Source organism: Bradyrhizobium sp. KB893862 SZCCT0404, from assembly GCF_018130885.1.
GTDB classification, from domain to species: domain Bacteria; phylum Pseudomonadota; class Alphaproteobacteria; order Rhizobiales; family Xanthobacteraceae; genus Bradyrhizobium; species Bradyrhizobium stylosanthis.
In genome coordinates this window covers 861,072-887,210 of the sequence record NZ_JAFCLT010000001.1, presented here as the reverse complement: position 1 = coordinate 887,210, position 26,139 = coordinate 861,072, and the positions used below count along the sequence as shown (strand labels likewise).

Annotated in this window: 26 protein-coding genes; 7 read left to right on the top strand and 19 right to left on the bottom strand. The window is 64.9% G+C overall.

Annotated elements, in window-relative coordinates:
* Positions 1 to 43: 43 nt before the first annotated feature.
* From JQ617_RS04495 to JQ617_RS04485, 3 genes are read left to right on the top strand one after another with little or no spacing between them, the layout of a single operon-like run.
* Positions 44 to 691 carry a CoA transferase subunit A gene (locus tag JQ617_RS04495; RefSeq protein ID WP_212024708.1) on the top strand — a complete coding sequence of 216 codons (648 nt, stop codon included), beginning with the start codon at positions 44 to 46 and terminating at the stop codon, positions 689 to 691.
* 3 nt (positions 692 to 694) lie between these two features.
* Entirely contained in the window at positions 695 to 1,345 is a 651-nt protein-coding gene (locus JQ617_RS04490) for a 3-oxoacid CoA-transferase subunit B (protein ID WP_212024706.1), read from the top strand.
* Between the two features lie 10 nt (positions 1,346 to 1,355).
* Positions 1,356 to 1,814 carry a MaoC family dehydratase gene (locus JQ617_RS04485; protein WP_212024704.1) on the top strand — a complete coding sequence of 153 codons (459 nt, stop codon included), beginning with the start codon at positions 1,356 to 1,358 and terminating at the stop codon, positions 1,812 to 1,814.
* 172 nt (positions 1,815 to 1,986) lie between these two features.
* On the opposite strand, the gene fabI is transcribed toward JQ617_RS04485, so the two are convergent.
* The 6 genes from fabI to recO all read right to left on the bottom strand — a co-directional run bounded on the left by fabI (position 1,987) and on the right by recO (position 8,587).
* The gene (gene fabI, locus JQ617_RS04480; protein WP_212024702.1) at positions 1,987 to 2,775 is read right to left on the bottom strand and encodes an enoyl-ACP reductase FabI; all 789 of its coding nucleotides are present in this window, start codon (positions 2,773 to 2,775) and stop codon (positions 1,987 to 1,989) included.
* Positions 2,772 to 3,986, bottom strand: coding sequence for an acetate/propionate family kinase (locus tag JQ617_RS04475; protein WP_212024699.1), 1,215 nt, complete (start codon positions 3,984 to 3,986; stop codon positions 2,772 to 2,774). The genes fabI and JQ617_RS04475 overlap by 4 nt, the downstream gene beginning before the upstream one ends.
* Before the next feature lie 5 nt (positions 3,987 to 3,991).
* Positions 3,992 to 4,951 carry a phosphate acetyltransferase gene (locus tag JQ617_RS04470; RefSeq protein WP_212024698.1) on the bottom strand — a complete coding sequence of 320 codons (960 nt, stop codon included), beginning with the start codon at positions 4,949 to 4,951 and terminating at the stop codon, positions 3,992 to 3,994.
* A gap of 29 nt (positions 4,952 to 4,980) precedes the next feature.
* Positions 4,981 to 7,203, bottom strand: coding sequence for a DUF3141 domain-containing protein (locus JQ617_RS04465; protein WP_212024696.1), 2,223 nt, complete (start codon positions 7,201 to 7,203; stop codon positions 4,981 to 4,983).
* 249 nt (positions 7,204 to 7,452) lie between these two features.
* Complete coding sequence (locus tag JQ617_RS04460; protein ID WP_063683044.1) at positions 7,453 to 7,731, bottom strand: hypothetical protein; 279 nt, start codon at positions 7,729 to 7,731, stop codon at positions 7,453 to 7,455.
* 103 nt (positions 7,732 to 7,834) lie between these two features.
* The gene (gene recO / locus JQ617_RS04455; protein WP_212024694.1) at positions 7,835 to 8,587 is read right to left on the bottom strand and encodes a DNA repair protein RecO; all 753 of its coding nucleotides are present in this window, start codon (positions 8,585 to 8,587) and stop codon (positions 7,835 to 7,837) included.
* Positions 8,588 to 8,645: 58 nt separating this feature from the next.
* Here recO and JQ617_RS04450 point away from each other — a divergent pair, with 58 nt between their 5' ends.
* Positions 8,646 to 8,951, top strand: coding sequence for a hypothetical protein (locus JQ617_RS04450; protein WP_212024692.1), 306 nt, complete (start codon positions 8,646 to 8,648; stop codon positions 8,949 to 8,951).
* A gap of 121 nt (positions 8,952 to 9,072) precedes the next feature.
* Here the strand turns inward: JQ617_RS04450 and JQ617_RS04445 are convergent, their stop codons facing one another.
* The 8 genes from JQ617_RS04445 to rpoZ all read right to left on the bottom strand — a co-directional run bounded on the left by JQ617_RS04445 (position 9,073) and on the right by rpoZ (position 16,413).
* A complete protein-coding gene (locus JQ617_RS04445; protein WP_212024690.1) occupies positions 9,073 to 9,453 on the bottom strand; it encodes a hypothetical protein in 381 nt (126 codons plus the stop codon).
* A gap of 21 nt (positions 9,454 to 9,474) precedes the next feature.
* On the bottom strand, positions 9,475 to 10,401 hold the full coding sequence (gene era / locus JQ617_RS04440; RefSeq protein WP_212024688.1) for a GTPase Era: 927 nt from the start codon (positions 10,399 to 10,401) through the stop codon (positions 9,475 to 9,477).
* Positions 10,391 to 11,302, bottom strand: a complete 912-nt coding sequence (gene rnc / locus JQ617_RS04435) for a ribonuclease III (protein WP_212024686.1) — start codon at positions 11,300 to 11,302, stop codon at positions 10,391 to 10,393. Before rnc ends, era begins: the two co-directional genes overlap by 11 nt.
* The gene (gene lepB / locus JQ617_RS04430; protein WP_063683038.1) at positions 11,299 to 12,063 is read right to left on the bottom strand and encodes a signal peptidase I; all 765 of its coding nucleotides are present in this window, start codon (positions 12,061 to 12,063) and stop codon (positions 11,299 to 11,301) included. The genes rnc and lepB overlap by 4 nt, the downstream gene beginning before the upstream one ends.
* Positions 12,064 to 12,311: 248 nt before the next feature.
* On the bottom strand, positions 12,312 to 12,731 hold the full coding sequence (gene acpS, locus JQ617_RS04425; RefSeq protein WP_212024685.1) for a holo-ACP synthase: 420 nt from the start codon (positions 12,729 to 12,731) through the stop codon (positions 12,312 to 12,314).
* Positions 12,728 to 13,480, bottom strand: coding sequence for a pyridoxine 5'-phosphate synthase (locus JQ617_RS04420; RefSeq protein WP_212024683.1), 753 nt, complete (start codon positions 13,478 to 13,480; stop codon positions 12,728 to 12,730). The genes acpS and JQ617_RS04420 overlap by 4 nt, the downstream gene beginning before the upstream one ends.
* 45 nt (positions 13,481 to 13,525) lie before the next feature.
* Positions 13,526 to 15,811, bottom strand: a complete 2,286-nt coding sequence (locus JQ617_RS04415; RefSeq protein WP_063683035.1) for a RelA/SpoT family protein — start codon at positions 15,809 to 15,811, stop codon at positions 13,526 to 13,528.
* A gap of 209 nt (positions 15,812 to 16,020) precedes the next feature.
* The gene (rpoZ, locus tag JQ617_RS04410) at positions 16,021 to 16,413 is read right to left on the bottom strand and encodes a DNA-directed RNA polymerase subunit omega (RefSeq protein WP_008133017.1); all 393 of its coding nucleotides are present in this window, start codon (positions 16,411 to 16,413) and stop codon (positions 16,021 to 16,023) included.
* A 327-nt stretch (positions 16,414 to 16,740) separates the two neighbouring features.
* Between rpoZ and JQ617_RS04405 the strand changes: the two genes are divergently transcribed.
* Together JQ617_RS04405 and JQ617_RS04400 are read left to right on the top strand one after the other, a co-directional pair.
* Positions 16,741 to 17,388, top strand: coding sequence for a LabA-like NYN domain-containing protein (locus JQ617_RS04405; protein WP_018644573.1), 648 nt, complete (start codon positions 16,741 to 16,743; stop codon positions 17,386 to 17,388).
* On the top strand, positions 17,369 to 18,043 hold the full coding sequence (locus tag JQ617_RS04400; protein ID WP_063683034.1) for a uracil-DNA glycosylase: 675 nt from the start codon (positions 17,369 to 17,371) through the stop codon (positions 18,041 to 18,043). The genes JQ617_RS04405 and JQ617_RS04400 overlap by 20 nt, the downstream gene beginning before the upstream one ends.
* A gap of 45 nt (positions 18,044 to 18,088) precedes the next feature.
* On the opposite strand, the gene JQ617_RS04395 is transcribed toward JQ617_RS04400, so the two are convergent.
* From JQ617_RS04395 to dapA, 4 genes are read right to left on the bottom strand one after another with little or no spacing between them, the layout of a single operon-like run.
* Entirely contained in the window at positions 18,089 to 18,670 is a 582-nt protein-coding gene (locus JQ617_RS04395) for a peroxiredoxin (protein ID WP_212024681.1), read from the bottom strand.
* A gap of 4 nt (positions 18,671 to 18,674) precedes the next feature.
* Positions 18,675 to 19,148, bottom strand: a complete 474-nt coding sequence (gene smpB, locus JQ617_RS04390) for an SsrA-binding protein SmpB (protein ID WP_018644570.1) — start codon at positions 19,146 to 19,148, stop codon at positions 18,675 to 18,677.
* A 59-nt stretch (positions 19,149 to 19,207) separates the two neighbouring features.
* Positions 19,208 to 19,621 carry a large conductance mechanosensitive channel protein MscL gene (gene mscL / locus JQ617_RS04385; protein ID WP_212025963.1) on the bottom strand — a complete coding sequence of 138 codons (414 nt, stop codon included), beginning with the start codon at positions 19,619 to 19,621 and terminating at the stop codon, positions 19,208 to 19,210.
* Between the two features lie 53 nt (positions 19,622 to 19,674).
* Positions 19,675 to 20,565 (bottom strand): 4-hydroxy-tetrahydrodipicolinate synthase, encoded by an 891-nt coding sequence (gene dapA / locus JQ617_RS04380; protein ID WP_063683032.1) that lies wholly within the window; start codon positions 20,563 to 20,565, stop codon positions 19,675 to 19,677.
* 241 nt (positions 20,566 to 20,806) lie between these two features.
* Here dapA and JQ617_RS04375 point away from each other — a divergent pair, with 241 nt between their 5' ends.
* Positions 20,807 to 23,281 carry a lytic transglycosylase domain-containing protein gene (locus tag JQ617_RS04375; RefSeq protein WP_212024679.1) on the top strand — a complete coding sequence of 825 codons (2,475 nt, stop codon included), beginning with the start codon at positions 20,807 to 20,809 and terminating at the stop codon, positions 23,279 to 23,281.
* A 596-nt stretch (positions 23,282 to 23,877) separates the two neighbouring features.
* On the opposite strand, the gene JQ617_RS04370 is transcribed toward JQ617_RS04375, so the two are convergent.
* Complete coding sequence (locus tag JQ617_RS04370) at positions 23,878 to 25,536, bottom strand: porin (protein ID WP_212024677.1); 1,659 nt, start codon at positions 25,534 to 25,536, stop codon at positions 23,878 to 23,880.
* Positions 25,537 to 26,139: the final 603 nt, after the last annotated feature.

Sequence of the window (26,139 nt, the reverse complement as noted above, 5' to 3'; positions counted from 1 at the left end):
AACATCGATCCAGCATCTGTCTGCCCGCCGCGGAGGTCCCTGCATGAAGGCCGTTTCCGTCGAAGAAGCCGTTGCGATGATCCCGGCCGGCGCCAGCGTCATGGTCGGCGGTTTCATGGGAGTCGGGACGCCGGAGCGCCTGCTCGACGAACTCGTCCGGCAGAACAAGTCCGGCCTGTCCCTGATCTGCAATGACGCCGCCATACCTGGCAGAGGCGTTGGCAAGCTGTTCGATGCGGCGCTGGTCGCAAAGCTCACCGCGACGCATATCGGCCTCAATCCGAAGGCGCAGCAGCAAATGCTGGGGAACCAGATCGCCGTCGATCTCGTGCCGCAAGGCACCTTCGTCGAACGCATCCGGGCCGGCGGATGCGGACTGGGCGGCGTGCTGACGCCGACCGGCGTCGGCACCCTCGTCGCGGAAGGCAAACGCCAGATCGAGGTCGATGGCCAACCATTCCTGCTGGAGACGGCGTTGCGGGCACAATACGCGCTGGTCCACGCTTTCCTCGCCGACTATCTCGGCAACCTCGCCTATGCGCTGACGGCGCGCAACTTCAACCCGATCATGGCGATGGCGGCGGACACGGTGATCGTGACGGTCGAGAACATCGTGCCGGTGGGCGTCATCGCGCCCGACCACGTCATGACGCCGGCGCCGCTCGTCGATTACCTCATTACGAACGGGTGACATATGGATCCGCAGGTCATCATCGCGCGGCGCGTCGCCAAGGAACTGAAGAGCGGCTACCTCGTCAATCTCGGCATCGGCATTCCCACGCTGGTGGCGAACTACGTTCCGGCGGATCTGAAAGTGTTCTTCCAATCGGAGAACGGCCTGATCGGCACCGGACCGATCCCCGAGCAAGGCATGGCGCACCCGACGCTCACCGACGCCGGCGGCCGGCCGATCAGTGCGCTGCCAGGCGCGGCGACCTTCGATAGCGCGATGTCGTTCGGCCTGATCCGCGGCGGCCATGTCGACATCACCGTGCTCGGCGGCCTGCAGGTCGACGCGCAAGGCCACCTCGCCAACTGGATGATCCCCGGCAAGATGGTTCCGGGCATGGGCGGCGCCATGGACCTCGTCAGCGGCGCCAAGCGCGTGATCGTCGCCATGCAGCATGCAGCCAAGGGCAAGTCGAAGATCGTCGCCAAATGCTCCCTGCCGCTAACCTCGGCGCGGCCGGTCCATCTCGTGGTGACCGACATGGCCGTGATCGGCTTTCCCGGCGGCAAGGCGACGCTGCTGGAGACGGCGCCCGGTGTCAGCATCGGCGAGGTGCTGGCGGTGACGGAAGCGGAACTGGCCGTTCCCGACACCGTCCCGGCGATGCAAATCTGACGAGGGGAACATGCGCGTATTCAGCGATTTCAGCGAGATCAAATCTGCGGTCGGCACCGAGATCGGCGTGAGCGATTGGGTCGAGGTGTCCCAGGACCGCATCAACCAGTTCGCGGAAGCAACCTGCGACGAGCAGTGGATTCACGTCGACCGGGAGCGCGCAGCCAGGGAGATGCCCGGCGGCAAGACCATCGCCCATGGCCTGCTGTCGCTCGCTCTCGCGCCGCTGTTCATCCGCTCGGTGATCGGCCTGAAGGGCCTGCGCAACACGCTGAACTACGGCGCCGACCGGATCAGATATCTCGCGCCGGTGCCGGCAGGCTCGAAATTGCGCGGCCGCGTCAGCGTTGCGGAAGCCGAAGACGTGCCGCCGGATGGCCTGCGCGTGAACTACCATCTCGTGATCGAGATCGAGGGCGGCAAGAAGCCCGCCTGCGTCGCCGAACTGATCGCCCTGCACTACCGCTGACCAAAAAAGTTCGAAAACAACCCCATGCACAGTAGCGGCGGGTTGGAATCGTTACGCTTTTCGATCGGCGAATTTGCAGCCCAAAAAGCGGTTGTTCCGTCGGGCAAAACACCGGCATGATGCCACGATCAGCCTTCGCCTCAGCGCCGCGACTGCGGATGACCCCGCGCGATCAATCGATGATGTGATAGCCGCCGTCGATGTAGAGCACGCCGCCGGTCATCAACTTGGCGCCGTCGAGCGCGAGGAACGCGGTGGCATTGCCGACATCGTCGATGCTGACCAGGCTGCGCGCCGGCGCCTTCGATTGCGCCTTGTCCATGAGCTCGTCGAACTCCGGAATGCCGGATGCAGCACGGGTCGCCAGCGGCCCCGGCGAGATCGCATGGACGCGGATGCCTTTCGGACCGAGCTCCGCGGCGATGTAGCGAACCGAGGCCTCGAGCGCAGCCTTGGCGACGCCCATCACGTTGTAGTTCTCGACCACCATCTGGCTGCCGTAATAGGTCATCGTAAACAACGTGCCGCCGTTCTTCATCAGCGGCTCGGCGAGATGCGCCATGCGCATGAACGACCAGCACGAGACATCCATGGTCTTGAGAAAGCCGTCGCGGCCGACATCGACGACGCGCCCATGCAGGGCCTCCTTGGGCGAGAAGGCGATCGAATGGAGCAGGAAGTCGAGCTGCCCCCACTCGGATGCGATGCGCTCGAACACCGCCTCGGTCTGGCCCTCGACCATGACGTCGAGCGGCATGAAGATCGGCGCCTCCAGCGCCTGGGCCAGCGGCTCCACGTGTTTCTTGGCGCGATCGTTCAGATAGGTGATGGCGAGATCGGCGCCGAGCGCACGAAACGCGCGCGCGCAGCCCCAGGCGATCGACTGGTCGTTGGCGATGCCGACGATCAGGCCCTTCTTGCCCTTGAGGGCCACCTTGCTGTCGGGGAATACCGGGATCATGACACCCTCTCAGATCGTGTGTTGTGCGATTGGCCGTTCATCAGCAGCGCAAGCGTGTGCTGCGCGATCATCAGCTCCTCGTCGGTCGGGATGACGTAGACGGGGATGCGGCTGCCAGCCTCCGAAATCAGCCGCGCATGGCGGGCGTTCTCTCCTGCATCGAGCACGGCACCGAGCCATTCGAGCCGGCTGGCGACACGCGCGCGGATCGAGGACGAGTTCTCGCCGATGCCGGCCGTGAACACGAAGGCGTCGAGCCCCTGCAGGGCGGCGGCCAGCATCCCGGCATTGAGGCCGATGCGGTAAACGAAACAATCGATCGCGAGCCGCGCGTGCGGGTCGGTGCTCGCTTCCAGTTCGCGCATGTCGTTACTGATGCCCGAGAGGCCCTTCAGGCCGCACTCGCGGTAGAGGAAGTCCTGCACCTTTGCGGCCGGCATGCCCTTCTCGGAGATGAGGTAGAGCACCACGCCGGGGTCGATCTGTCCGGGACGCGTTCCCATCGGCAGGCCGTCGAGCGCCGTGAAGCCCATCGTGCTTTCGACGCTGCGGCCGTCCTTCAGCGCGCACATCGAGGCGCCGCTGCCGAGATGGGCAACGATCACGCGCCCCTTGGCGATGTCGGGAGCGACACTCGGAAGCGTCCGGGCGATGTATTCGTAGGACAGCCCATGAAATCCGTAGCGCCTGACGCCCTCGGCATGGAGCTGATGCGGAATGGCGTAGTGGTCCGCGACGGCGTCATGGGTGCGGTGGAAGGCCGTGTCGAAGCACGCCACCTGTGGCAGCGCAGGAAAGTTCGCCAGCAGCGATCGGATCGGCGCGAGATTGTGCGGCTGGTGCAGCGGCGCCAGGGATACGAAACGTTCGAGACGCGACACCACGCCATGATCGATCAGCACCGGCTTCGCATAGTCCGGTCCCCCGTGCACGACCCGGTGCCCGACCGCGATCGGCGTGACGCGCAGCTCGTCCCGCAGCCAGGCGCCGGCAACGGCCATCGCCGCGGGAACGTCAGGCACGGTCTCGATCGGATAGGCGCGATCGGCCAGCGCATCACCGCCTGCGCCGCTTGCCCGCAGCCGCGGCCGGCTGCCGATGCCGTCGATCTGTCCCTTGATGTGCCGGCGAAGGGTGCCCTCGCCCTCGATTGCATAGACCTGAAACTTGACGCTGGAGGAACCTGCATTGACGACGAGGATCGTCTCCATGGCGATCACGCGGCCACTGTCGGCGCCTTCTGGCGCCGGGCGTGCGCATAGAGCGCCGCGACCGCGCAGGAGGCCATCCGCGCACGCGGCGAATCCGCGCGCGACGTCAGGACGACGGGCACCCGTGCACCGAGCACGATGCCGGCGCCATCCGCCTTGGCGAAATAGGCGAGGTTCTTGGCCAGCATGTTGCCGGACTCAAGGTCCGGGACAACGAGGATCTGCGCCCGGCCGGCGACCTCGGATGCGATGCCCTTGATCCGCGCCGCCTCCGGGTCGATCGCATTGTCGAACGCCAGCGGACCATCGAGCAGGCCACCGGTGATCTGGCCGCGATCGGCCATTTTGCAGAGAGCCGCGGCCTCGATCGTCGAGGGGATCTTCGACGTCACGGTCTCGACCGCCGACAGGATCGCAACCCGCGGTGTCTTGCCGAAGCCGGCCTGGTTGTAGAGATCGATCGCGTTCTGGATGATGTCGCGCTTGGCGTCGAGGTCGGGGAAAATGTTGATCGCGGCATCCGTGACGAAGATGGTGTCGGTATAGGCCGGCACGTCCATGACGAAGACGTGGCTGATGCGCCGGTCGGTGCGCAGACCGCCGATCTTGGCGGTGACGGCACGCATCAGTTCGTCGGTGTGCAGGCTGCCCTTCATCAGCAACTCGCCCTTGGCCGCATGGATCAGCTCGACACCCTTGGTCGCAGCATCGTCGCTGTGCGCGGCATCGACGATCTCGAAGCCGGAGACGTCGAGATCGAACTTTGCGGCCGTGTCCCTGATCTTCCGCTCGGGCCCGACGAGAATCGGTCGGATGATGCCGGCGCTGGCGCTATCGACAGTGCCGCGCAGGGACGTCTCGTCGCAAGGATGCACGACGACGGTCGGCGTCGGGGGCGCGGCCCTGGCCGCGGCGATCAGCCGGTCGTACTTGCTGCCGGTCTCGTGCGTCGTATCGGCCGACATGATGTTGCTCCCGCTTCCGCCAATCCGCGCTACGACGCTCTTGCCTGGGGGTCGAAAGGGGCGACGTTGGACGTCACCTCGCCCTCGCCGTCCAGGCCAAACAGCCCGGCAACGCGCCTCAGGCGATTGGCGCGCTCGCCGGTGATGTCCTCGCTCGCCGACAGCACCTCGCGCATCGCCGCGAAAGCCGCGCGCCGCTTGTTCATGTCGTCGGGCAACAGGCCCGGGATGGCGGCCAGGGCACGCTCCCGATCCAGCAGCAGCATGAAGAACTGCTCGCGCACCAGCATCTTGAATTCGGACAGCGTCATCCGGGCGCCGGCTTGGTCGCGCCGAACCTGGCGCAGCGCCTCGATGCTGCGCTCGTCCACCATGCCGCGCGCCGAGCCGACATAGAGCAGTGCCCGCAGCGTCGCCTCGCGGAGGCCGCCCTCGCCGATACGCGACTTCAATTCGGCGATCCGCTTCTCGAGCATGGCGCGATGCTCGTCCGACATCTCGCGGCGGCGCGAGGGCACGGACTCCGGATCGATGCCGACGGCGGCCTGGAGCACCGGAGAGCCGTAGAGATTGAGGAACATGGTTTCGCTCAGCGCTTCCTGCGCGTCGCGCCAGCTATCGAGCGCATGAACGATCTGCTTGGACATCTGCTCCTGGAACGCCAGGAACGGATTGTCCTTCGAGACCGGCCTGCGATTGTCCTCGACCCGGTCGGCGGCCGATTTGACGCTGGACATCAAGGGATTCTTGCTGCTGAAGGCCTCATATTGCAGCCGCAGCGGATGCATATTGCGGGCGAAGTCCGCCATTTGCGGCGTCACCATCTTCTTGACCCAGGGCTGCAGGAATTTCTGATAGGCCGCGAGGTTGAGCTCGGAGATGCGCTTGGCGGTTGCGAAGCGGCGCTCATCCTCCGGCGAATTGCCGCCCATGGCGCGGATATCGTCCAGGGTGCGCGCCTCGCAGCGCATCACCCAATGGCCTTCCGCGAGATCGGCGTTGATTGTCTCGTCGCCGCAAGCCTCGAACGTCGCCTCATAGAGCCCGGGCGGCAGCACGTCGATCAGATCGATGTTGCTGGAGAATTCCGCATGCTCCTTCTTCGCCACGCCGCCGGAGACGAAGATGCCGAGATGGCCGATGTTCTCGTGAACGGTATAGACGATCGTCTGGCCGTAAGCCCTGATCTCGTCGACGTCGGAATAGCATTCCAGGATCCAGTCCAGCGCCTGCTGCGGCGGGGTGACGTTGTCGCCCTTGGAGCAGAACACCACGATCGGCGAGCGGATGTTGCGCAGGTCGACCTTCTGTCCATCCGACATCTCGATGCGCCCGGCGGCGAGATTGTTGCCGATGAACAGCTCGTCGACGATGAACTGGATCTCCTCGGCATTGAGGTTGACGTGCCCGCCCCACCAGCGCTCGAAGTCGAGATAGCGCTCCGCCTCGGTATCGACCTTGGAATAGACGTTGTATTGCTTGGTCCAGAGCGTGTTGGACGGGTTCTGGTTCTCGAAGTTCTGCACCAGCCAGGCGCCGTCGAACTTTCCGGCGCCGAGATCGCTGGTCAGTGCCGTCAACCAGCTTCCGCCCAACAGTCCGCCGGAATAGCGCATCGGATATTTGCCGTGCACGCCTGCCCAATAAGCGAGCGGCGCACCGGCGATGATCAGCGGACCAAACAGCTCCGGCCGCAGCGATGCCAGGATCATGACGGCCCAGCCTGCCTGGCAGTTGCCGATCACGCAGGGCTTGCCGTCGGCATCGGGGTGGCGGCTGATGACCGTCTCGATGAATTTCGCTTCGGCGCGCGCGATGCGCTCGATGGTCTGGCCCGGCACCGGCTCGGGCAGGAAGCCGATGAAATAGCAGGGATGTCCCGCCTTCATCGCGACGCCGATCTCGCTGTCGGCTTTGAAGCCGCCGATGCCCGGACCATGGCCGGCACGCGGATCGATCACGACGAAAGGCCGCCGGTTCATGTCGATCTCGACATCCTTGGGCGGAATGATGCGCACCAGCGCGTAATTGACCGGCTCGTCCAGCGTGCGGCCGTCCGTGATCAATTCGGCAGCATATTGCAGCACATGTGGTGCAGTCTGTGTGACGTGCTCGCGATACTGGTCGCCGCGCTGGCGCATGATGTCGAGGAACAGGACGCTGCGCTGCCCGGCATCGACCAGATATTCGACGGCGGACGCGACCAGGCCCGACATCGGACCGTCGGGCAGTTTCAGATTTTCCATCGCCATGTTCGACCTCGCCGTCTCGCACAGCCATTCAACGAGGACTGAACTTGGCGATGTTGATTTAGGTCAACGGTCGATGATGCGCGGAATCCGATCGGGCCGATATGGTGCGCAAATCTACGCACGCAGGCGCGCGAACACGTCCCGCGCGCTGCGCAGCGTGCGGGCTATTGCGTGATCAAATCAACGCGCCGCCGCGCTATGGGCGCGCCGGCGATCGCCGAATTGTCATCAAATGCAGGAACGAGCGGTCTATTGCCCGGCCCAGCCCGCTGTCACGGTCTGCTGGGTTTTGGGCTGCGCGGTGGCCGGCGCGTTGGCCACGCAGCGGCGGGCGGCCTCGATCTCGGCCTCCGTCGCCCCATGGGACCGCGCCCATGTCTCTGCGGCCGCAGCGGAATATTTGGCCACATAGTACCGCACGACGGTGCAGGAGGCGCGTCGAAACACACCCGGTTGCGGCTCTCCGGCCGTTGCTTCAGGCGCAAGCGCGACCAGCGCCGCGGACAAGGCGAATCCTCTGATCAACATTTGGGCTTTCCCCGTTGTGGAACCCTGAGGGAGCGAACTCCGTCAGCCCGATTTCGTTCCGGGGGAACCCCATGCCGAGGGGCAAGGCAGAGACGCGATCAGCTCATGGCGAAGGAAGAGCCGCCCTCGCCTGCTGCCGCGTGAGGGCGTTGATGAAGCCGGCCCGCGCGTCCGAATGGGCCTGCCCGCGCGGCTCCAGCACATGGCGCAGCAGGAACAGGCCGGTGAGCCGGAAGCCGTCCTGGAGGTCCTGCTCGGTGAGCTCGCTGGCGGCTTCGCCATGGCGCAGGAACGGCGGCAGTCGCAGCAGCCGGTCGCGCCACGGCTCGCCCGCGCCGCGCGACACCGCGCCGCCTGACTTCGGCGAGACGTAGATCAAATCCGTGGTCTCGCCGGTGACCGCGCAGTTCTCCAGGGCCAGTCCGAAGCCGAGCTCGGCGAGCATCGCCAGCTCGAAATGGATCAGATGCACGGCCGCACTGCCGATGTCGTCGAAATCGTCGAGCGAATGTTCGAGCAGCGAGAATATCTCCTCGTGCGGGTCGCGCTCCGGCAGCAGCCGCGCGATCGAGGCCAGATGGGTGACGCCGTAGACGCCATGGGACGATCCCAGTAGCGTCGCCGCGCGCAGCTTCAGGCCTTCGATCGCGTAGGTGCCGAGATGCTCGTCGAGCCGCGCCCGCCACACCGCGCTGACGCTGTTGCCCGGCTGCAAGAGCGGCCGCAGCCGCGAGCTCGCACCGCCGCGGACGAGGCCGAGGTGCCGGCCATGCGCGCGCGTGAGCAGCTCGACGATGGCGCTGGATTCGCCATGCCGCCGCACACCCAGCACGATGCCTTCGTCGGTCCATTCCATATGTTAAGTATAACGCGATATGCCTTGATGCAGAAGTTCGGACACGCCCGGGATCACGATGGCCAGCATCATTTTCGACCTGATCGCGCTCGTTCTCGAACTGGTGTTCTGGGTCGTCTGGGCGGCACTGCCGACCGTTCTCTATTTCACGGCACTCGCGCTGCTATTCGCAGCCACCTTCGGCAGGGTCACCATCGAATTCCCGGAAACCTTGAGCCGGATCGGCTGGACAGGCCTCTTGCGGATCACGCGTAAGGGCGAAGGTCGGGTGATCCTGTCACCGGCGCTCGGGGTGATCGTGGGCTTCGTGATCTGGGCCGTCATCGTGAGCGCGGCGATCATTGTCCACGCGTACCGATCGTAGGCACAAAAATCGTAGGGCGGGCAAAGCGACGCGTGCCCACGAATTTTGATTACAACGCGATGATGGTGGGCACGGCGCGCAAGGGCGCGCCTTTGCCCACCCTACGGCACCGCGCGAGACGCTAGGCGTTGAACCAGCCCTGGGCGTCGCCGCTGAAGGAGAAATACAGGCCCATCGTCGTCAGCACGCAGGAGACGATCTCGATGGCGCTGTCGAGCTCCATGCCCTTCTCGCCGATGATCTGGCCGAGCGAGATCACCGACAGCACGAGCGCCGCCGCCAGCACCCAGCGCGGCCAGTTCTTGCGCCAATGCGCGGCCAGCCAGACGAAATAGACCAGCAGCAGGATCATGCCGCCGGCGAGCAGCGTCGCCGTCATGATCATCTGCTCGGTCATCTCGGCATTGGGGGTGCGGTCCTGCACCGCGACCGAGACGGCATCCAGCATCAGTGACGCATAGAGCAGCGCTTCGAAGCGCCGGACGTTGCTGGGCACGCTCATCGGATACGGATCTTTTCCTGGTTATTCTTTCGGGAAGTCCAGGCCCATCTCGCGATAGCGATCGGGATCGTCACCCCAGTTCTCGCGCACCTTGACGAACAGGAACAGATGCACCGGCACGTCCAGGATCTGCATCAGCTCCTTGCGCGAGTCCGCGCCGATCGACTTGATCGTCGCGCCGCCCTTGCCGAGCACGATCTTGCGCTGGCTTTCGCGCTCGACGAAGATCGTCTGCTCGATCCGCACCGACTTGTCCTTGCGCTCCTCCCATTTGTCGGTCTCGACCGTGGACTGGTAGGGCAATTCCTGGTGCAGTTTCTGATAGATCTTCTCGCGCGTGATTTCGGCGGCGAGCTGCCGCATCGGCGCGTCCGACATCTGGTCTTCGGGATAGAGATACGGGCCCGGCGGCACCATCTCGGCCAGCGTCGAGCGGATGTCGTCGACGCCGTCGCCCGAGATCGCCGCGATCATGAAGGTCTTCGCGAACTTCATGCGCTCGTTGGCGGCCTGCGCCAGCGCCAGAAGCTTCTCGCGCTGGACGAGGTCGACCTTGTTGATGACCAGGATCTTCTCGTGATTGACGCTGGCCGCCTTGGCGAGGATGGCCTCGGCTTCCTCGTCGATCCCGGTCTTGGCATCGAGCAGGACGCAGACGAGGTCGGCGTCATGCGCCCCGCTCCAGGCGGTCGAGACCATGGCGCGGTCGAGCCGGCGCTTGGGCAAGAAGATGCCGGGCGTGTCGACCAGGATGATCTGCGCGTTGTTCTCGATGACGATGCCGCGGATCAGCGCGCGCGTAGTCTGCACCTTGCGCGAGACGATCGTGACCTTGGCCCCGACCAGCGCATTGACCAGCGTGGACTTGCCGACATTGGGCGCGCCGATCAGCGCGACGAAACCGCAGCGCGTCGCGGTGGGCGCTTCGCCGCTCGCTTCAGCCGTCATTGCTGCCGCCAACACCTTCACGTTCGATCATCACCGAAGCTGCTACTTTCTCTGCTGCGCGTTTGCTGCCGCCGATGCCTTCGGCCGGCGCCAGTCCCGGCAGGTCGACGGCGACGCGGAATTGCGGATCGTGATGCGGGCCGGTGCGCTCGACCTCGCGGTAAACCGGGGTCGGCAGCCCCTTGCCCTGCGCCCATTCCTGCAGCACGGTCTTGGGATCGCGCAACGGACGCCGCGGCTTGTGCATGCGCTCGGTCCAGTTGCGCTTGACGAACTCGGATGCCGCGGCATGGCCGCCATCGAGGAAGATGGCGCCGATCACGGCCTCGCAGATGTCGCCGAGGATGGATTTGCGCAGACGGGCGTCGGCGCTGGAGCCGACCGAGCCGAGCTTGATGTCGTCGAGCAGGCCGAGCGATTTGGCCACGTCAGCGCAGCTCTCCTTGCGCACGAGCTCGGCGAGGCGCTTGGACAGCTCGCCCTCGTCGGCGTTCGGAAAGGCATGGTAGAGCATGTCGGAGACGACGAGACCGAGCACGTGGTCGCCGAGGAATTCGAGCCGCTGGTAGCTGTCGCCGCGCTTGCGCCCGGACTTCAGCGCCGAGACATGCGTGATCGCCTGCATCAGCAGGTTCGGATCAGTGAAGGCGTGCCCGATGCGCGCCTCGAGCGCCGCGTTCGCGTCCGAGCTCTTGGCCTTGCTGCTGCGTGCCCGCTTCTTCTTCGCGGGCGTTTTGGCTTCAGCCGTCTTGGTTTCAGCGCTCTTGCCTTCCGAAGCCTTGCCTTCAGAAGCCTTGCCTTCAGAAGCCTTGGTCGCAAGCGTGTTGGCGGCAGCTTCGCCATCGGAGGCGGCTTGCGCGTCGATCGGGTGGGTCGTGATGTCCTTGGCTTCGTCTTTCATCGGACGATTTTGAAGAAGCGATTCCAGCGCACGGCCCACGGCCAGCGCCAGAACATCCAGGCATGCTCGCCTTCGGCGATCGAGAAGAAGATCATCTGGGCGCGGCCGATCAGGTTCTCCTGCGGCACATAGCCGACCTGGCCGAGGAAGCGGCTGTCGGTGGAGTTGTCGCGATTGTCGCCCATCATGAAGAAATGGCCGGCCGGCACGGTGTAGACGTTGGTGTTGTCCATGTAGCCGTTGTCGGCGCAGTCCAGCGTCTCATAGGACACGCCGTTCGGCAGCGTCTCTTTCCAGCGCTTCACCCGGGAGATCGCGCCGCTTTCGGCGCCGCAGGGATCCTCGCCGACATACTCGCTCATGCGCTGCCGCTCGACCGGCGTGTCGTTGATGTAGAGCAGCCCGTCCCGCATCTGGATGCGGTCGCCGGGAAGCCCGATCACGCGCTTGATGTAGTCGGTGGAATCGTCCTTGGGCAGGCGGAATACGACGATGTCGCCGCGGTTCGGGTCCGAGCCCCAGATCCGCCCCGAGAACAGCGGCGGCGAGAACGGGATCGAGTAGTGGCTATAGCCGTAGGAATATTTCGAGACGAACAGATAGTCGCCGACCAGCAGCGTCGCCTTCATCGAGCCGGACGGGATGTTGAACGGCTGGAACAGGAACGTGCGGATCACCAGCGCGATCAGGAGGGCGTGGATGACGACCCGGATCGTTTCGCCGACGCCGCTTTCAGTTTTCGTTCCCGAAGTCACGCTCATTGCTCTCTCAATTCCGGCCGGCGGTCACAGAGCGCCCTCCTCCCGCGAACAGCCCATCGCTCGCGGCGCAAGGAGATTGTCCTGATTCTGATAATGAGGGCCAATTCCGGCGTAAAGCCGAATTCGCCCAGCCTGATTTGCGTTGGCGGACTTTTAGACGGTTGTCGGGGGCCACGCAATCAAGGATCGCATCAAAACTGCCCAAGACATTGATTTTCAAAGAGATTTATAAAACGACCACTGAACGGTCAGGGCTTCGCCAACGGAACGGCGGAAATGATGACGAAGGCCTGGGCCAGCGGCCAGTCATCGGTGATCGACAGGTCGATTCGGGCCTCGAATCCCTCCGGGGTCAGGGTCTGGAGCCGGGCCAGCGCCCCGCCGGTCAGTTGCATGGTCGGCCGCCCCCCCGGCAGGTTGACCACCCCCATGTCGCGCCACCAGACGCCGAGACGGATGCCGGTGCCGAGCGCCTTGGAACAGGCCTCCTTGGCGGCGAACCGCTTGGCATAGGTCGCCACCACCATCTTCTCGTTCTTGGCGCGGCGCTCCGCCTTGGCCCGCTCGGCCGGAGTGAAGATGCGGTCGAGGAAACGCTCGCCATGGCGCTCGATCACCTTGGCCACGCGGGTGATGTCGATCAGGTCGGAGCCGATGCCGATGATCATGCCCGGCCCCGGCCGCGGTCCATCGCCGCGCGCATCTTGCGCACCGTCTCGGCAAGACCCACGAACAGCGCTTCGCCGATCATGTAGTAGCCGATGTTGAGCTCCATGATCTCAGGCAGGCCGGCGATCTTCTCCGCGGTGGCGTAGTCGAGCCCGTGGCCGGCGTGGACCTCGAGCCCGGCGTTCTTGGCTAGTTTCACGCCGGCGATGATCCGCGTCCATTCGGACTCGGCCTTCTCGGTGTGGCCGTCGGTGACGGCGTCGCACCAGGCGCCGGTGTGGATCTCGATCACGGGCGCGCGCAGCCGGGCCGCCATCTCGATCTGCGCGGGGTCGGCGGCGATGAATAGCGAGACGCGGATGCCGGCCTCGCTCAGCCGCGCGATGTAGGGCGCGAGCGCATTGTGCTGGCCGACCACGTCGAGGCCGCCTTCGGTCGTCACCTCCTGGCGGCGCTCCGGCACCAGGCACACCGCATGCGGCCTGGTGGCGAGCGAGATCCGCATCATGTCGTCGGTCGCCGCCATCTCGAAATTCAGCGGCTTGGAGATTTCCGCCTTCAGCCGCGCCATGTCCTCGTCGCGGATATGACGGCGGTCCTCGCGCAAGTGAGCGGTGATGCCGTCGGCGCCGGCCTCGATGGCCAGCAGCGCGGCGCGCACCGGATCGGGATGGCGGCCGCCGCGCGCGTTACGCACGGTTGCGACGTGATCGATGTTGACGCCGAGGCGGAGCGCAGATGCGGGCATTTCAGGACTCACGAAATCGGAGGGACGGACGCGTGCAAGCGGCGCCTATCCATTAACACGTTCGACGCGGGCAACGACCGCCTTCGCACGCAACTGGGCGAGGATCGCGCTCAGGTGCTTCAGATCGTAGACTTCGAGATCGATCGTCGTCTCCGTAAAATCGGGCGAGCGGCGCTGCATGCTGATGTTGTCGATGTTGCCGTCGTGCTCGGCGATCACGGTCGCGATCTGCGCCAGCGCGCCGGGCTCGTTGACGTTCTCGACCCTGATGCGGGCCGGGAAACGCTGCGGCGCGGTGTCCTCGATGTCCCAGCGCACGTCCAGCCAGCGCTCCGGCTCCTCCTCGAAATCCTTCAGCGCCGGCGCCTGGATCGGGTAGATGGTGATGCCCTCGCCCGGCGTGACGATGCCGACGATGCGGTCGCCGGGCACCGCGCCGCCGTTCGGCGCGAACTTCACCGGCAGGTCGGAATTGATGCCGCGGATCGGGATGGCGACCGGGCTGCGCGGCGGCTCGGACGACTTCTCCTTGATCTTGGCGGCGAGGCCCTTCTTGATGCCGTAACGGGCGACCCGCTCCTCCTTGTAGTCCGGATACATCGCGCGCGCGACGTGGGAGGCCTTGATCTCGCCGCGCCCCACGGCCGCCATGACGTCCTCGATCGAGGTGCGTGCCAGCCGCGGCAGCGCGCCCTTGAGCTTGTCGTCGGCGTATTCGATCTTGGCGCGCTCGAACAGGCGTTCGACGATGCGCCGGCCGAGGCCGACATACTGGTCGCGCACGGCGGTGCGCGTGGCACGGCGGATCGCGGCGCGCGCCTTGCCGGTCACCGCCAGCGTTTCCCAGGCCGACGGCGGCGCCGATTGCGCCTCCGACGTCAGCACCTCGACCTCGTCGCCGTTCTGCAGCTCCGAGGACAGCGGCGAGAACTTGCCGTTGATCTTGCAGCCGACGGCGCTGTTGCCGACGTCGGTATGCACGGCATAGGCGAAGTCGATCACATTGGCATGGCGCGGCAGCGCGATCAGCTTGCCCTTCGGCGTGAAGCAGAACACTTGGTCATGGAACAGCTCGAGCTTGGTGTGCTCGAGGAACTCCTCGGGATTGGCGCTCTCCGAGAGGATGCCGACGGTGTGGCGCAGCCAGGCGAACGCGTTGGATTCGCGCTTGAGGAATTCGGTCGGCGAGCCCACGCCCTCCTTGTAGAAGACATGCGCGGCAATGCCGCGCTCGGCGATCTGGTCCATCGCCTCGGTGCGGATCTGCAGCTCGACGCGCTGGTTGCCGGGGCCGATCACCGTGGTGTGGATCGAGCGGTAGTCGTTCTGCTTCGGCGTCGAGATGTAGTCCTTGAAGCGTCCCGGCACGACCGGCCAGGTGGTGTGGACGATGCCGAGCGCGCGATAGCAGGCCTCGATGTCGTTGACGACGAGGCGAAAGCCGAAGATGTCCGACAATTGCTCGAAGCCGACCGACTTGCGCTCCATCTTGGTCCAGATCGAGAACGGCTTCTTGCGGCGGCCATAGACCCGCGCGCCCAGACCCCGGTGCCGCAGATTGTTGGAGAGCTGGTCCTCGATCTCGCCGATCAGGTTGCGGTTGCGCTCGGCGAGCGCATCGAGGCGCTGCATCACCACCGAATAGGCCTCGGGATCGAGGGTGCGGAAGGACAGATCCTCCAGCTCCTCGCGCATTTCCTGCATGCCCATGCGCCCGGCCAGCGGCGCGTAGATGTCGAGCGTCTCCTCGGCGATGCGCCTGCGTGATTCCGTCGGCACGAATTCCAGCGTGCGCATGTTGTGCAGGCGGTCGGCGAGCTTGACCAGCAGCACGCGGACATCGTCGGCAATCGCCAGCAACAATTTGCGCAGGTTCTCGGCCTGCTTGGCCTCGCGCGAGACCAGCTCCAGCCGCTTCAGCTTGGTCAGGCCCTCGACCAGCGCCCCGATCTCGGGCCCGAAGATCTGGTCGATCTCGGCCCGTGTCGCCTCGGTGTCCTCGATCGTGTCGTGCAGCAGCGCGGCCACGATGGTGGCGTCGTCGAGCTTCAGGTCGGTGAGAATCGCCGCCACTTCGAGCGGGTGCGAGAAATACGGATCGCCCGAGGCCCGCGTCTGCGAGCCGTGCGCCTTCATCGCGTAGACATAGGCGCGGTTCAGCAGGTCTTCGTTGGTGTTGGGATTGTAGGACCTGACGCGCTCGACGAGGTCATATTGACGCATCATCCGCGCGCGGGGCTTTGCGGGGCGCGCAACCTGAGCAGTCGGGACCACGGCAACCGATTCGGTTGCGGCCTGCATCTGCGTGGATCTCCGGCGCCGATATACCATTCCGTCCTGCCTTCAAACGGACCACGAGGCGGCCCGTTGTATACATCTTAGCCCCGATCGCGCGTGCGTCAGTTCAATTCGGTGACAGGTTCGCAGCGCCCATCGACAACACTATGGTAACCACGAAAACGCCAACAAAAGCAAAGGCCCGAACAACGGTTCGGGCCTTTGATAAGATCACAAGAAGTCGATGATTGCGACGGGACGATTTACTCGTCTTCCTCGGGCTGCTCCTCCGGCGGAGCGAGGCCTTCCAGGCCCTTCAGGAGCTCCTCTTCGGTCATGCGCTCGACAGCAACTTCGGTATCGTCCGCATCGACGCTGGCGCCGGCGGAACCGATCAGCGGCACCGTATCGGGCTCGGGCTCGTCGACCTCGACGAACTTCTGGAGCGAGTGCACCAGCTCCTCGCGGAGGTCCTCCGGCGAGATGGTCGTGTCGGCAATTTCGCGCAAAGACACAACAGGGTTCTTGTCGTTATCGCGGTCAACCGTTAGTTGTGAACCTGACGAAATCATGCGGGCGCGGTGGGCGGCCAGCAGGACCAGGTCAAACCGGTTGTCGACCTTGTCGATACAATCTTCTACGGTGACGCGAGCCATAGACTGTCGCTCCGTTGTGGGTGGGACGAAATATGTGGATGATTGGGGGTAGTTATAGGGGACAGGGCGATTTCGCAAGGCCAATTTGTGATTTGGCCTCGCCAAATGGCTCTGATACCCCCACATTGGGGCTGGGATGGGTGATTTCCCGGGCTGCCATCGAGGGCGGCGCCGGGTGTATGAGAGTCCGCCATAACTATACCTTGATTGCCCCGACTTCTCCGGATTTGCGGTTTCGACGGGTTTAGGCGCTATGGGACTGCGCGGCTGGGGGCCGCCGCGCCAACAATAAACGATCAATCACGACACACTACGCGAGCAAACTGAATGTCACCTTCTCCTACCAACAAGATCGCGCTCTTCATCGACGGGGCCAATCTCTACGCGACGGCGAAAACTCTGGGCTTCGACATCGACTACAAGCGCCTGCTGAAGGAGTTTCAGAGCCGCGGGACGCTGCTCCGGGCGTTCTACTACACCGCCATCATCGAGGATCAGGAATACTCCTCGATCCGCCCGCTGATCGACTGGCTCGACTACAACGGCTACACCGTCGTCACCAAGGCGACCAAGGAATTCATCGACGCCTCCGGCCGCCGCAAGGTTAAGGGCAACATGGACATCGAGCTCGCGGTGGACGCCATGGAGCTCGCCGAGCACATCGACCAGATGGTGCTGTTCTCGGGTGACGGCGACTTCCGCTCCCTGGTCGAGGCCGTCCAGCGCCGCGGCGTCCGGGTGACCGTGGTCTCCACCATCGCCAGCCAGCCGCCGATGATCGCCGACGAGCTGCGCCGCCAGGCCGACGTCTTCACCGATCTCGTCGAGCTGCAGTCCAAGCTCGGCCGCGACCCGTCCGAACGTCCCGCCCCGCGCGACCGCGGCGAGCGTGGCGAGGGACGCCATCACGCCCCGCAGTTCCTCCAGCGCGCGACCACCATGGCGCCGAGGGGCGATGACGACTTCGAGGAGTGAGGCGGTCCGGTCAAGCCGCCAGCCCCCCACCCTCGTCCCCGACCGCGATTGTCCGCTCTGTCCGCGCCTGGTCGCCTTTCGCGAGGCGAACCGTGCGCGGGAGCCGTTGTGGCACAACGCCCCCGTCCCGCCCTTCGGCGACATCACGGCACGTCTGCTGATCGTCGGCCTTGCGCCCGGCATGCAGGGCGCGAACCGCACCGGGCGCCCCTTCACCGGCGACTATGCCGGCGACCTGCTCTACGCCACGTTGCTCGAATACGGCTTTGCCAAGGGGACCTATCAGGCACGGCCCGATGACGGGATGAAGCTCGTGGACTGCCGCATCGCCAATGCCGTGCATTGCGTTCCGCCGCAGAACAAGCCGCTGCCGGTTGAGATCAACACCTGCCGCCAGTTCCTCGTCGCGAATCTCGAGACCATGCCGAAGCTGCGCGCGATCGTGGCGCTCGGACGGATTGCGCACGATAGCGTGCTCAAGCCGCTGAAGCTGAAGGCGTCGCAGGCCCCCTTCGGCCACGGGGCGGTGCATCAGGCCGGCGCCTTCAAGCTGTACGACAGCTATCATTGCTCGCGCTACAACACGAACACCGGCGTGCTGACCACCGACATGTTCCGCAGCGTGTTCGCGAAGATCCGGGCCGACCTCGACTAGGCCTTGCCGCGGATCAGGCTTTGGCCTGGATCAGGACTTCTCGGTTCAGGATTTGACCGGATTGGCCTTCAGCCAGTCCAGGACGTCGCCGGCGTTCCGGTCAGGCGGGAACACCGGGTAGAACACATGCGTGATCCTGGCGTCGTCAATGACGAGCGCGAGGCGCTTGATCAGCGTCAGGCCCGCGACCTCCATGGTCGGCAAGTTCAACGCGCGCGTCAGCGCGAGCTTCTCGTCCGACAGCACGGGGAATGGCAGGTGCAGGCGCGAGGCCATCTCGGTCTGGTATTCATTGCTCTGGGTCGACAAGCCGAACACATGGGCGGCACCGGCAGCCTTCAGCTCGGCGAAGAGATCGCGGAACGCGCAGGTCTGCGGCGTGCACCCGCGTGCGCCCGGAATCATGTCCCAATCATCGACCAGCGCGATCTTGCCCGGCTCGCCTGTCCGCGGATAGGCGAACACCACGGTCCGGCCTGGGAGTGCCGACAGCGTCACCGACCTGTCGTCGGTCGCGAGCAAGCCGATCGGCGGCAACGTCATGCCGGTCAGATGCGCGGTACCGCCGTCATCGGCGGGCGCCGGGATCTGGCTCCAGTCGACCTCGAGCAGGTTGCGCTGGTTCATCGCACTATCCCCTCGCCCGCAGCAGCCGGCCCTTCTCCCGGCTCCAGTCGCGCTTCTTCTCGCTCTCGCGCTTGTCGTGCAGCTTCTTGCCCTTCGCAACCGCGAGCTGCAATTTGGCGCGACCGCGCTCGTTGAAGTAGAGCTTGAGCGGGATCAGCGTCATGCCCTCGCGATCGACCGCGCCCATCAGCTTGTTGATCTGGCGGCGATGCAGCAGCAGCTTTCGCGGCCGCTTCGGCTCGTGATTGAAGCGGTTGCCCTGGAGATATTCGGGAATGGTGGCGTTGATCAGCCAGATCTCGCCGTCCTTGGAGTCGGCATAGGATTCGGCGATCGTGCTCTTGCCGTTGCGGATCGACTTCACCTCGGTGCCGGTCAGTGCAATGCCCGCCTCGATCGTGTCCTCGATCGCATAGTTGAAGCGGGCCTTGCGATTTTCCGCCATGACCTTGATCGGACGTTCGTTCTTATCGGCCATGACCTAAAAACCTGATCGACATACGCACGTAAGCTAACAGTTTGGACGAAGGGTGCGCGTCACTTCTTGAGGAGATCGCGGATCTCGGTCAGGAGCATGACCTCCGCCGACGGCTTCGCGGGTTCGGCGGGCTTGGTCTCTTCCTTCCGCTTCAGCGTGTTCATGGCGCGGATCACCAGGAACAGCACGAAGGCGACGATGATGAAGTTGATCGTCAGCGTGAGGAAGCTACCGTAAGCGAGGACCGCGCCTTGCTTTTTCGCATCCGCCAGATTGGTGGCCGTCACCGCCTTCGACAGCGGAATGTAGTAGTTCGAGAAGTCGAGACCACCGGTCGCAGCGCCGATGATCGGCATGATGACGTCGCCGACCAGCGACGTGACGATGGCGCCGAAGGCCGCGCCGATGATGACGCCGACCGCGAGGTCGACGACATTGCCCTTCATGGCGAACTCGCGGAACTCCGTGAGCATCTTCCTGCCCTTTTCGTCGACGCTCATGAACGGCTCCCCCGATTGCTATTTCATCAGTTGATCAGTCCGGCGTGCACCATGGCGCTGCGCACGGCAACGCGCGTCGGCTCGGAGACCGGAACCATCGGCAGCCGCAGCGTCTCGTCGAGCTTGCCGATCAGCGACATCGCGTACTTGATCGGCGCCGGATTGCTTTCGATGAACAGGTTGTTGTGCAGCGGCATCAGCTTGTCGTGGATCGCGAGCGCCGCCTTGGTGTCGCCCTTGGCCCAAGCCGCCTGGAACTCCGAGCACAGCCGCGGCGCGACGTTCGAGGTCACCGAGATGCAGCCATGACCACCATGGGCCATATAGCCGAGGATGGTCGCGTCCTCGCCGGAGAGCTGGTTGAAGTCCTCGCCCATCGCTGCACGCTGCTGCGAGACGCGGACCATGCTGGCGGTGGCGTCCTTGACGCCGGCGATGTTCTTCAGCTCCCACAGCCGCTTCATGGTGTCGACCGACATGTCGATCACCGAGCGCGGCGGGATGTTGTAGATGATGATCGGAATCCCGATCGCATCGTTGATCGCCTTGAAGTGCTGGTACATGCCTTCCTGGGTCGGCTTGTTGTAGTAGGGCGTCACCACCAGCACGGCATTGGCGCCCGCCTTCTCGGCGTGCTGGGCAAGCTCGATCGCTTCCTTGGTCGAATTGGAGCCGGCACCGGCGACCACGGGCACGCGGCCCTTGGCCTCCTCGATGCACCATTCGACGACCTTCTTGTGCTCGTCATGGCTGAGCGTCGGGCTCTCGCCGGTCGTGCCGACCGGGACCAGGCCGTTGGTGCCCTCTGAGATCTGCCAGTTGACCAGGGAGCGGAACGCCGCTTCGTCCAGCGAGCCGTTCTTGAACGGCGTGACCAAGGCGGTGAACGATCCCCGGAATTTCGTCTTGGCTGCCATGGACTTCCTCCGTACGCGGCAATCTTGAGAGCAAGCCCCATACATATCGGGTCTGTCCCGCTGGTAAAAGGGCCGCTGCCGCGTGACGCACCGTTTAGGCCGCGATTTTGCCGCGGTGGTGGTGCAAACCCGCCGAAAGTAAGCGGCTGTTGGTATTTTGTCCGCATATTCAATCGAATACCTAGAGATCCTGTACAGATAGGTCTTGAGCCATTTGACTGATTCGGGGCGACGAAACGCCGTGACCTGCTTCCCGCGCGCCGCATGGAGATCCCTAGGTCTGGTCGTAAGCCTGGCGGCAGGGCTGTCGGTCGGCTGCGCCGCCTTGGCCAAGTCCAACGAGACAACCGCCGAAGGGTCCAAGGAGACCGCGAAGCCAGCCGCCAAGGACGGCGCGAAAGGACCTGCCAAGGGGTCGGCGAAGGACGCTGGCAAGGACAAGGGAACCGGCAAGGAGACTGGCAAGGACGCTGCGAAGGCCGGTGCGGCCAAGAATACGGCTAAGGGTGCCGCTCCTGCCCCGGCCAAGGACGCCGCGAAGAGGCCGGCCCAGGATGCCGCCAAGAGCGCCGGCAAGGACGCCACGAAGGACAAGCCGAAGCCCGCGGCAGCGGCCGCAGCGCCGAAACCGCATCCGGCCGCAAGCGGCTCGCCTTCCAAACCGGCGCCCGCCCCGGCCGTGACGGCCACCGTCAAACCGACCGCCCCGGCGCCGGCCAAACCGATCGCGGCGCCCGTGCTTGCGCCTGCGACGCGTCAGCACGCAGCACCGCGCAAGCCGGTCACGCCGGCCGCAGTCGCTGCGACCTCGTCGACGTCGCAAGCCGACAAGGACACGCTGGAGAACGTCATCGAGCTCGTGCGCAAGCGCAAGGCGGGCGACGCCAGCAACTACGCCGCCTCCATCTCCGATCCCGTCGCTCGGAAGCTCGCGGAGTGGATCATCCTGCGCAGCGAGGACAACGGCGCGACCGTCGAGCGCTACCGCGCCTTCCTCTCGGCCAATCCGAGCTGGCCGTCGCAGACCTTCCTGCGCCGCCGCCTGGAGGCCGCGATGTGGGACGACAGGCGCGACGAGTCCGTCGCCTGGTCCTGGTTCGAGAATGAATCCCCGATCTCCGCCAAGGGCCGCTTCACGCTCGCCAGGGCGATGCTGGCGCGGGGCGACCGCGCCAATGCCGAGCGGCTGGTGCGCGAGGCCTGGCGCAGCGATCCGATGTCGGAGGACACCGAGAACAACGCGCTCGACCAGTTCGGCGCCCTGCTGACGGCGGGCGACCAGAAGGCGCGGATGGATACCCTGCTCTACGGCAGCGAGAACGAGGCCGCGCTGCGCGCCGCAAAGCGCCTCGGCGCCGGCTACATCGCGCTGGCCAAGGCCCGCATCGCCGCCGTCAAGAAGGCCCCCAACGCGCGCGCCTTGCTCGACGCGGTGCCGCGCGAGCTGCACAACGATCCCGGCTTCATCTTCAGCAAGATCCAGCTGCTGCGCCGCGAGGAGAAGTTTGCCGAGGCCGCCCAGCTGATGCTGGCAGCGCCGAAGGATCCGAACCGGCTCTACAATCTCGACGAATGGTGGATCGAGCGGCGCCTCCTGGCGCGCAAGATGATCGACACCGAGGAGTTCCGCAGCGCCTATCTGATCGCGCGCGATGCGGCCCTGCCCTCGCGCGACATCTACAAGACCGAGCAGGAATTCACCGCGGGGTGGATCGCGCTGCGCTTCCTCAACGATCCCGCCGCCGCCGCGCAGCATTTCGCCCGTATCGGCGTCGGCAGCGTCAACCCGACCACGCTGGCGCGCGCCGGCTACTGGCAGGGCCGCGCCGCGGAAGCTGCCGGCCGCCAGCAGGAGGCGCGCAACGCCTATGCGCGGGCCGCCGAACAGTCGACCAGCTATTACGGCCAGCTCGCGCGCGCAAAGCTCGGCCTGCCGCAGATCGAGCTGAACAGCCAGCCGCGCGGCCGCGGCGCCGAGCGCCTCGAGATCGTGCGGGCCGCGCAGCTGCTCTACGAGCTCGACGAGCGCGAGATGGCGATACCAATGCTGGCCGACATGGGCGAGAACGGCGATCCCGAAGCGCTTGCCGGCCTCGGCGAGATCACCCAGCGCTACAGCGACGCACGCGGCATGCTGCTGCTCGGCAAGGCCGCGCTCAATCGCGGCCTGCCGTTCGACTTCTACGCCTACCCCGTCAACGGCATTCCGCAGTTCACGCCGATCGGCCCCGAGGTCGAACGCAGCATCGTCTACGCCATCGCGCGGCAGGAGAGCGCCTTCAACCCGTCAGTGGTCTCGCCGGCGCAGGCCTACGGGCTGATGCAGGTGACGCCCGACGCCGCGCGCTATGTCTGCAAGCGCCACGGCGCGACCTACGACCTCGGACGTCTCAAGAACGATTCGGTCTACAACGCCACGCTCGGCTCGGCCGAGCTCGGCGGGCTGCTCGAGGACTATCGCGGCTCCTACATTATGACCTTTGCCGCCTACAATGCCGGCCGCGGCAGCGTGAAGAAGTGGGTCGACCGCTACGGCGATCCGCGCGACTCCAAGGTCGATGCAGTCGACTGGGTCGAGCTGATCCCGTTCTCCGAGACGCGCAACTACGTGCAGCGGATCATGGAGAATCTGCAGGTCTACCGCGCCCGGTTCGGCGGCGGCACGCGCCTGCAGATCGAGGCCGATCTGCGCCGCGGCGCCGGCAGCGTCGAGTAGCCGCCTTCTCCCGAGCGGACGCACGGCCCTCACGCGCCAGACGACGTCCTGGATTGAGCACGACCTCGCACGCGCGCTGGTCCTCCGGGATGAGCGTCTGCCGCCCCAAGCAATAAGAGCGGGAGGAAAGCCATGACGACGTTGGCGTGCCCGCACGTGCTCTAGTCGCCGTCCCTATCGCGCGGTTGAGCGCCGCCCCGACCAAAGTCGCGGCCTAAACCAGCAACGGCCCGGGCAATGGTTCCTGGGTCGGATGCTCCTAGTCCGGTGCCTCGGTCCAGAACCGCCCAACGCTCTTGGCTTCAAGACTTACGACGAGTGTCAGAGCAACAGGATGGAGCGGGGCTGGACCAGCGTCGAGCGCTCCTCCTGCCGGGCCCCTCGATCTGAAGTGACGCTGGCCTGGCTCGGGATCCCAGAAGGCCGTCGCGTTGGCGGCCTCATTCGCATCAAAAGCCGGCACCGGATGCCGTTCTTACGGACTTACGTCCTTGGCGATCACCACCTCTCCCGCTGACGGCGAGGCAAGCGACCGACCAAAAGAAAAACCCCGGCGGTTTCCCGCCGGGGCTCTCTGTCAGGTCGTTAGACCGAACTTACCAGTTGCGCTGAGCGCGGAGGAGCAGGGTCACAGTGTCCTGATCCTTGAGGGTGTAGGTCGCGGTCGGCTTCGCAGCACCCGCAACGATCGCACCACCGGCGTTCTGAGCAGCCGGGAGAGTGATGTTGCCGGCGTACTTCTGGTCGAGGTGCGTCCAGTTCAGGTCGGCCGAGAAGGTCAGGTTCTTCACCGGGGTCCAGCGGGTGATCAAACCGAGCTGGGCAACGTTGAAGTCCGGGTTACAGGTGTTGGTCGCAGCGGTTGCGCCGATACCCGTGACAGCCGAAGCCGAGAAGAACGCGGCGCAGATGCCGGCCTTCTGGTTGTCGGAGTACGAGACGCCAGCGTAAGCGCCGTAGATCGCGGTGTTCCAGTACGCATCCCAGTTATGGGTGTACGCACCACGGAAGCCCCAGGTCTTGACCGTCTCCTGCGAGGTGCCCGCACCGTTGAAGGTGGTGTCCGGAGCGAAGGCGAAGCCGACGCTGCCGTACGTACCAGCCGCACCGTTCGAACCCCACATCGAGTAGGAGCTGCCCGCCAGGTTCTGGAAGTTGTAGCGGGTGGCACCGTCGGTGTAGACGCCCGAAATGTTGATCACGTCACCCGCACCAGTCGGGATGTTCTTGATCGACAGAGCGAGCTGAACCGCCCAACCCCACTTGTCGTCGGGGTGGCCAGTGGCTTCGTTCGAGCCGTAGTAACCGGTGTGGTTGTCCTTCGCAGCGATCGACGCCTGGAAGAGGCCCCAAGCCTGATCGACACGAACCATGGCAACGAGGTTCGGCGAGCGCGAGCCACCGATGCTGTTGTTGGTGGTGCCGAAGCTGCCGCCGACGAGACCGATGCCGGAAGCGCCAGCCAGGTTGACGTTGCCGGCCTGCATGTAGGAGGTCGGATCTTCCGCCGAGAACGCCGCCGTCACGCCCTGACCGAAGTCAGCAGTGTAGGTGAACTGGTTGATACCAGTGACCGTGCCGCTGCCGCCGACGAGGCTGTCGAAGTTGTTGCCGGGATAGTTGGTCCAGGGCGCGTCGAACTGCGACACGGCCTTACCCATCGTGAAGCCAGCGAACTGGATGAAGGCGTAGTACACGCCGAGCGAACCAGCCGAGGTGTTGCCGTCGGTGCCGTTGACCGAGCCGGAGCCCGAGCCATAGAGGCTGACCGAGTTGAACGCCGAGGTACCGGTCGCGGACGGGCCAGCAGTCAGCGTGCCCGAGTAAGCGGTACCGCCGGAGGTGCTGTTGATGCCGACGTAGTTGCCGGTGGTCCAGGAGAACACGCCGTCGAAGAAGGTACGGACGACGCCGTACTCGGTCGCGGTGCGCGTGTCGATGTTGAGATCTTCACGAGCGCGCATCGTGTAGTAGTTCGTCAGACGGTTGCGAGCACCGTTTGCGCCCTGGCTCGAAACGTTCAGGCCGCCCGAGAAGTCCGAGTTGGTGCCCAGCGCGACTTCGGCGCGCAGGTAACCACCCAGCTTGATGCAGGTGTCAGTGCCCGGGATGTAGTAGAATCCGGCACCGTACAGGGAGCAGATCTTCACGTATTCGACCGCCTTGGCCTTCACGGGGAGATCGGCTGCCTGCGCTCCGCCAACGGCGATCAGACCCGCCGCTGAACCGAGCAAAAGGCTCTTAACCAACTTCATGTTAAACCTCCAAGTTTGCTCTATAGGGAAGGTTCCGGATCCGCTGGGTGAAACACCCTAAGGTTGGTTCCCTTGTCCCTTAACTCACCGCTTAGTCGCTTCGCGCCTTCGGACACACCCGCTGAACGCGAGGGACTTAAGCGAACCACCTAAAACGGGACGACCTCGGGATGCCCCCCTCCGTCGCTCAGTCACAATTACCGAACGTCCTTGCACACACAACAACAGAACGCTCCGAACCGAGCCTATGAAGCGTGTTTTCCGACGGGTGTTGCACAAATAACACGCAGATGTGATCAGAACGCGCCTGTAACATCTTGTTTTTGCTTATGTTTTTGAGGCGGTTCCATTTGCCCTCGAATTTCCTCACTTGAGGCGTCGCGCGCCGCGGGTCGCGGAGTCGCGCATCTGACGCGCTCGAATCGTGGAATCGGCGCGCACGTGACAGAGCCATCGACGACCGGGAATCGGCTGATCAAAGAGAGAATCCGCCGATCCCAATGGGCATCCGCTGGGCTGCTGCCGGGCGGAAGCGGAGCCGTCTACGCCGGAACCCGGGAATCACGGCCAAAGACATCCCGGCCTGCCGCGATGTCCCTCGCC

Coding starts and splice junctions, on each gene's coding strand:
- smpB (WP_018644570.1), bottom strand. CDS start 19,148: ATGGCCGATAAGAACGAACGTCCGATCAAGGTCATGGCGGAAAATCGC.
- rpoZ (WP_008133017.1), bottom strand. CDS start 16,413: ATGGCTCGCGTCACCGTAGAAGATTGTATCGACAAGGTCGACAACCGG.
- acpS (WP_212024685.1), bottom strand. CDS start 12,731: ATGATCATCGGCATCGGCTCCGACCTGATCGACATCACCCGCGTGGCC.
- lepB (WP_063683038.1), bottom strand. CDS start 12,063: ATGAGCGTGACTTCGGGAACGAAAACTGAAAGCGGCGTCGGCGAAACG.
- JQ617_RS04495 (WP_212024708.1), top strand. CDS start 44: ATGAAGGCCGTTTCCGTCGAAGAAGCCGTTGCGATGATCCCGGCCGGC.
- rnc (WP_212024686.1), bottom strand. CDS start 11,302: ATGAAAGACGAAGCCAAGGACATCACGACCCACCCGATCGACGCGCAA.
- JQ617_RS04400 (WP_063683034.1), top strand. CDS start 17,369: ATGACGACTTCGAGGAGTGAGGCGGTCCGGTCAAGCCGCCAGCCCCCC.
- JQ617_RS04450 (WP_212024692.1), top strand. CDS start 8,646: ATGGCCAGCATCATTTTCGACCTGATCGCGCTCGTTCTCGAACTGGTG.
- mscL (WP_212025963.1), bottom strand. CDS start 19,621: ATGCTCACGGAGTTCCGCGAGTTCGCCATGAAGGGCAATGTCGTCGAC.
- JQ617_RS04475 (WP_212024699.1), bottom strand. CDS start 3,986: ATGGAGACGATCCTCGTCGTCAATGCAGGTTCCTCCAGCGTCAAGTTT.
- era (WP_212024688.1), bottom strand. CDS start 10,401: ATGACGGCTGAAGCGAGCGGCGAAGCGCCCACCGCGACGCGCTGCGGT.
- JQ617_RS04420 (WP_212024683.1), bottom strand. CDS start 13,480: ATGCCCGCATCTGCGCTCCGCCTCGGCGTCAACATCGATCACGTCGCA.
- JQ617_RS04395 (WP_212024681.1), bottom strand. CDS start 18,670: ATGAACCAGCGCAACCTGCTCGAGGTCGACTGGAGCCAGATCCCGGCG.
- fabI (WP_212024702.1), bottom strand. CDS start 2,775: ATGATCCCGGTATTCCCCGACAGCAAGGTGGCCCTCAAGGGCAAGAAG.
- JQ617_RS04415 (WP_063683035.1), bottom strand. CDS start 15,811: ATGGTATATCGGCGCCGGAGATCCACGCAGATGCAGGCCGCAACCGAA.
- recO (WP_212024694.1), bottom strand. CDS start 8,587: ATGGAATGGACCGACGAAGGCATCGTGCTGGGTGTGCGGCGGCATGGC.
- JQ617_RS04465 (WP_212024696.1), bottom strand. CDS start 7,203: ATGGCGATGGAAAATCTGAAACTGCCCGACGGTCCGATGTCGGGCCTG.
- JQ617_RS04490 (WP_212024706.1), top strand. CDS start 695: ATGGATCCGCAGGTCATCATCGCGCGGCGCGTCGCCAAGGAACTGAAG.
- JQ617_RS04445 (WP_212024690.1), bottom strand. CDS start 9,453: ATGAGCGTGCCCAGCAACGTCCGGCGCTTCGAAGCGCTGCTCTATGCG.
- JQ617_RS04370 (WP_212024677.1), bottom strand. CDS start 25,536: ATGAAGTTGGTTAAGAGCCTTTTGCTCGGTTCAGCGGCGGGTCTGATC.
- JQ617_RS04460 (WP_063683044.1), bottom strand. CDS start 7,731: ATGTTGATCAGAGGATTCGCCTTGTCCGCGGCGCTGGTCGCGCTTGCG.
- dapA (WP_063683032.1), bottom strand. CDS start 20,565: ATGGCAGCCAAGACGAAATTCCGGGGATCGTTCACCGCCTTGGTCACG.
- JQ617_RS04405 (WP_018644573.1), top strand. CDS start 16,741: ATGTCACCTTCTCCTACCAACAAGATCGCGCTCTTCATCGACGGGGCC.
- JQ617_RS04470 (WP_212024698.1), bottom strand. CDS start 4,951: ATGTCGGCCGATACGACGCACGAGACCGGCAGCAAGTACGACCGGCTG.
- JQ617_RS04485 (WP_212024704.1), top strand. CDS start 1,356: ATGCGCGTATTCAGCGATTTCAGCGAGATCAAATCTGCGGTCGGCACC.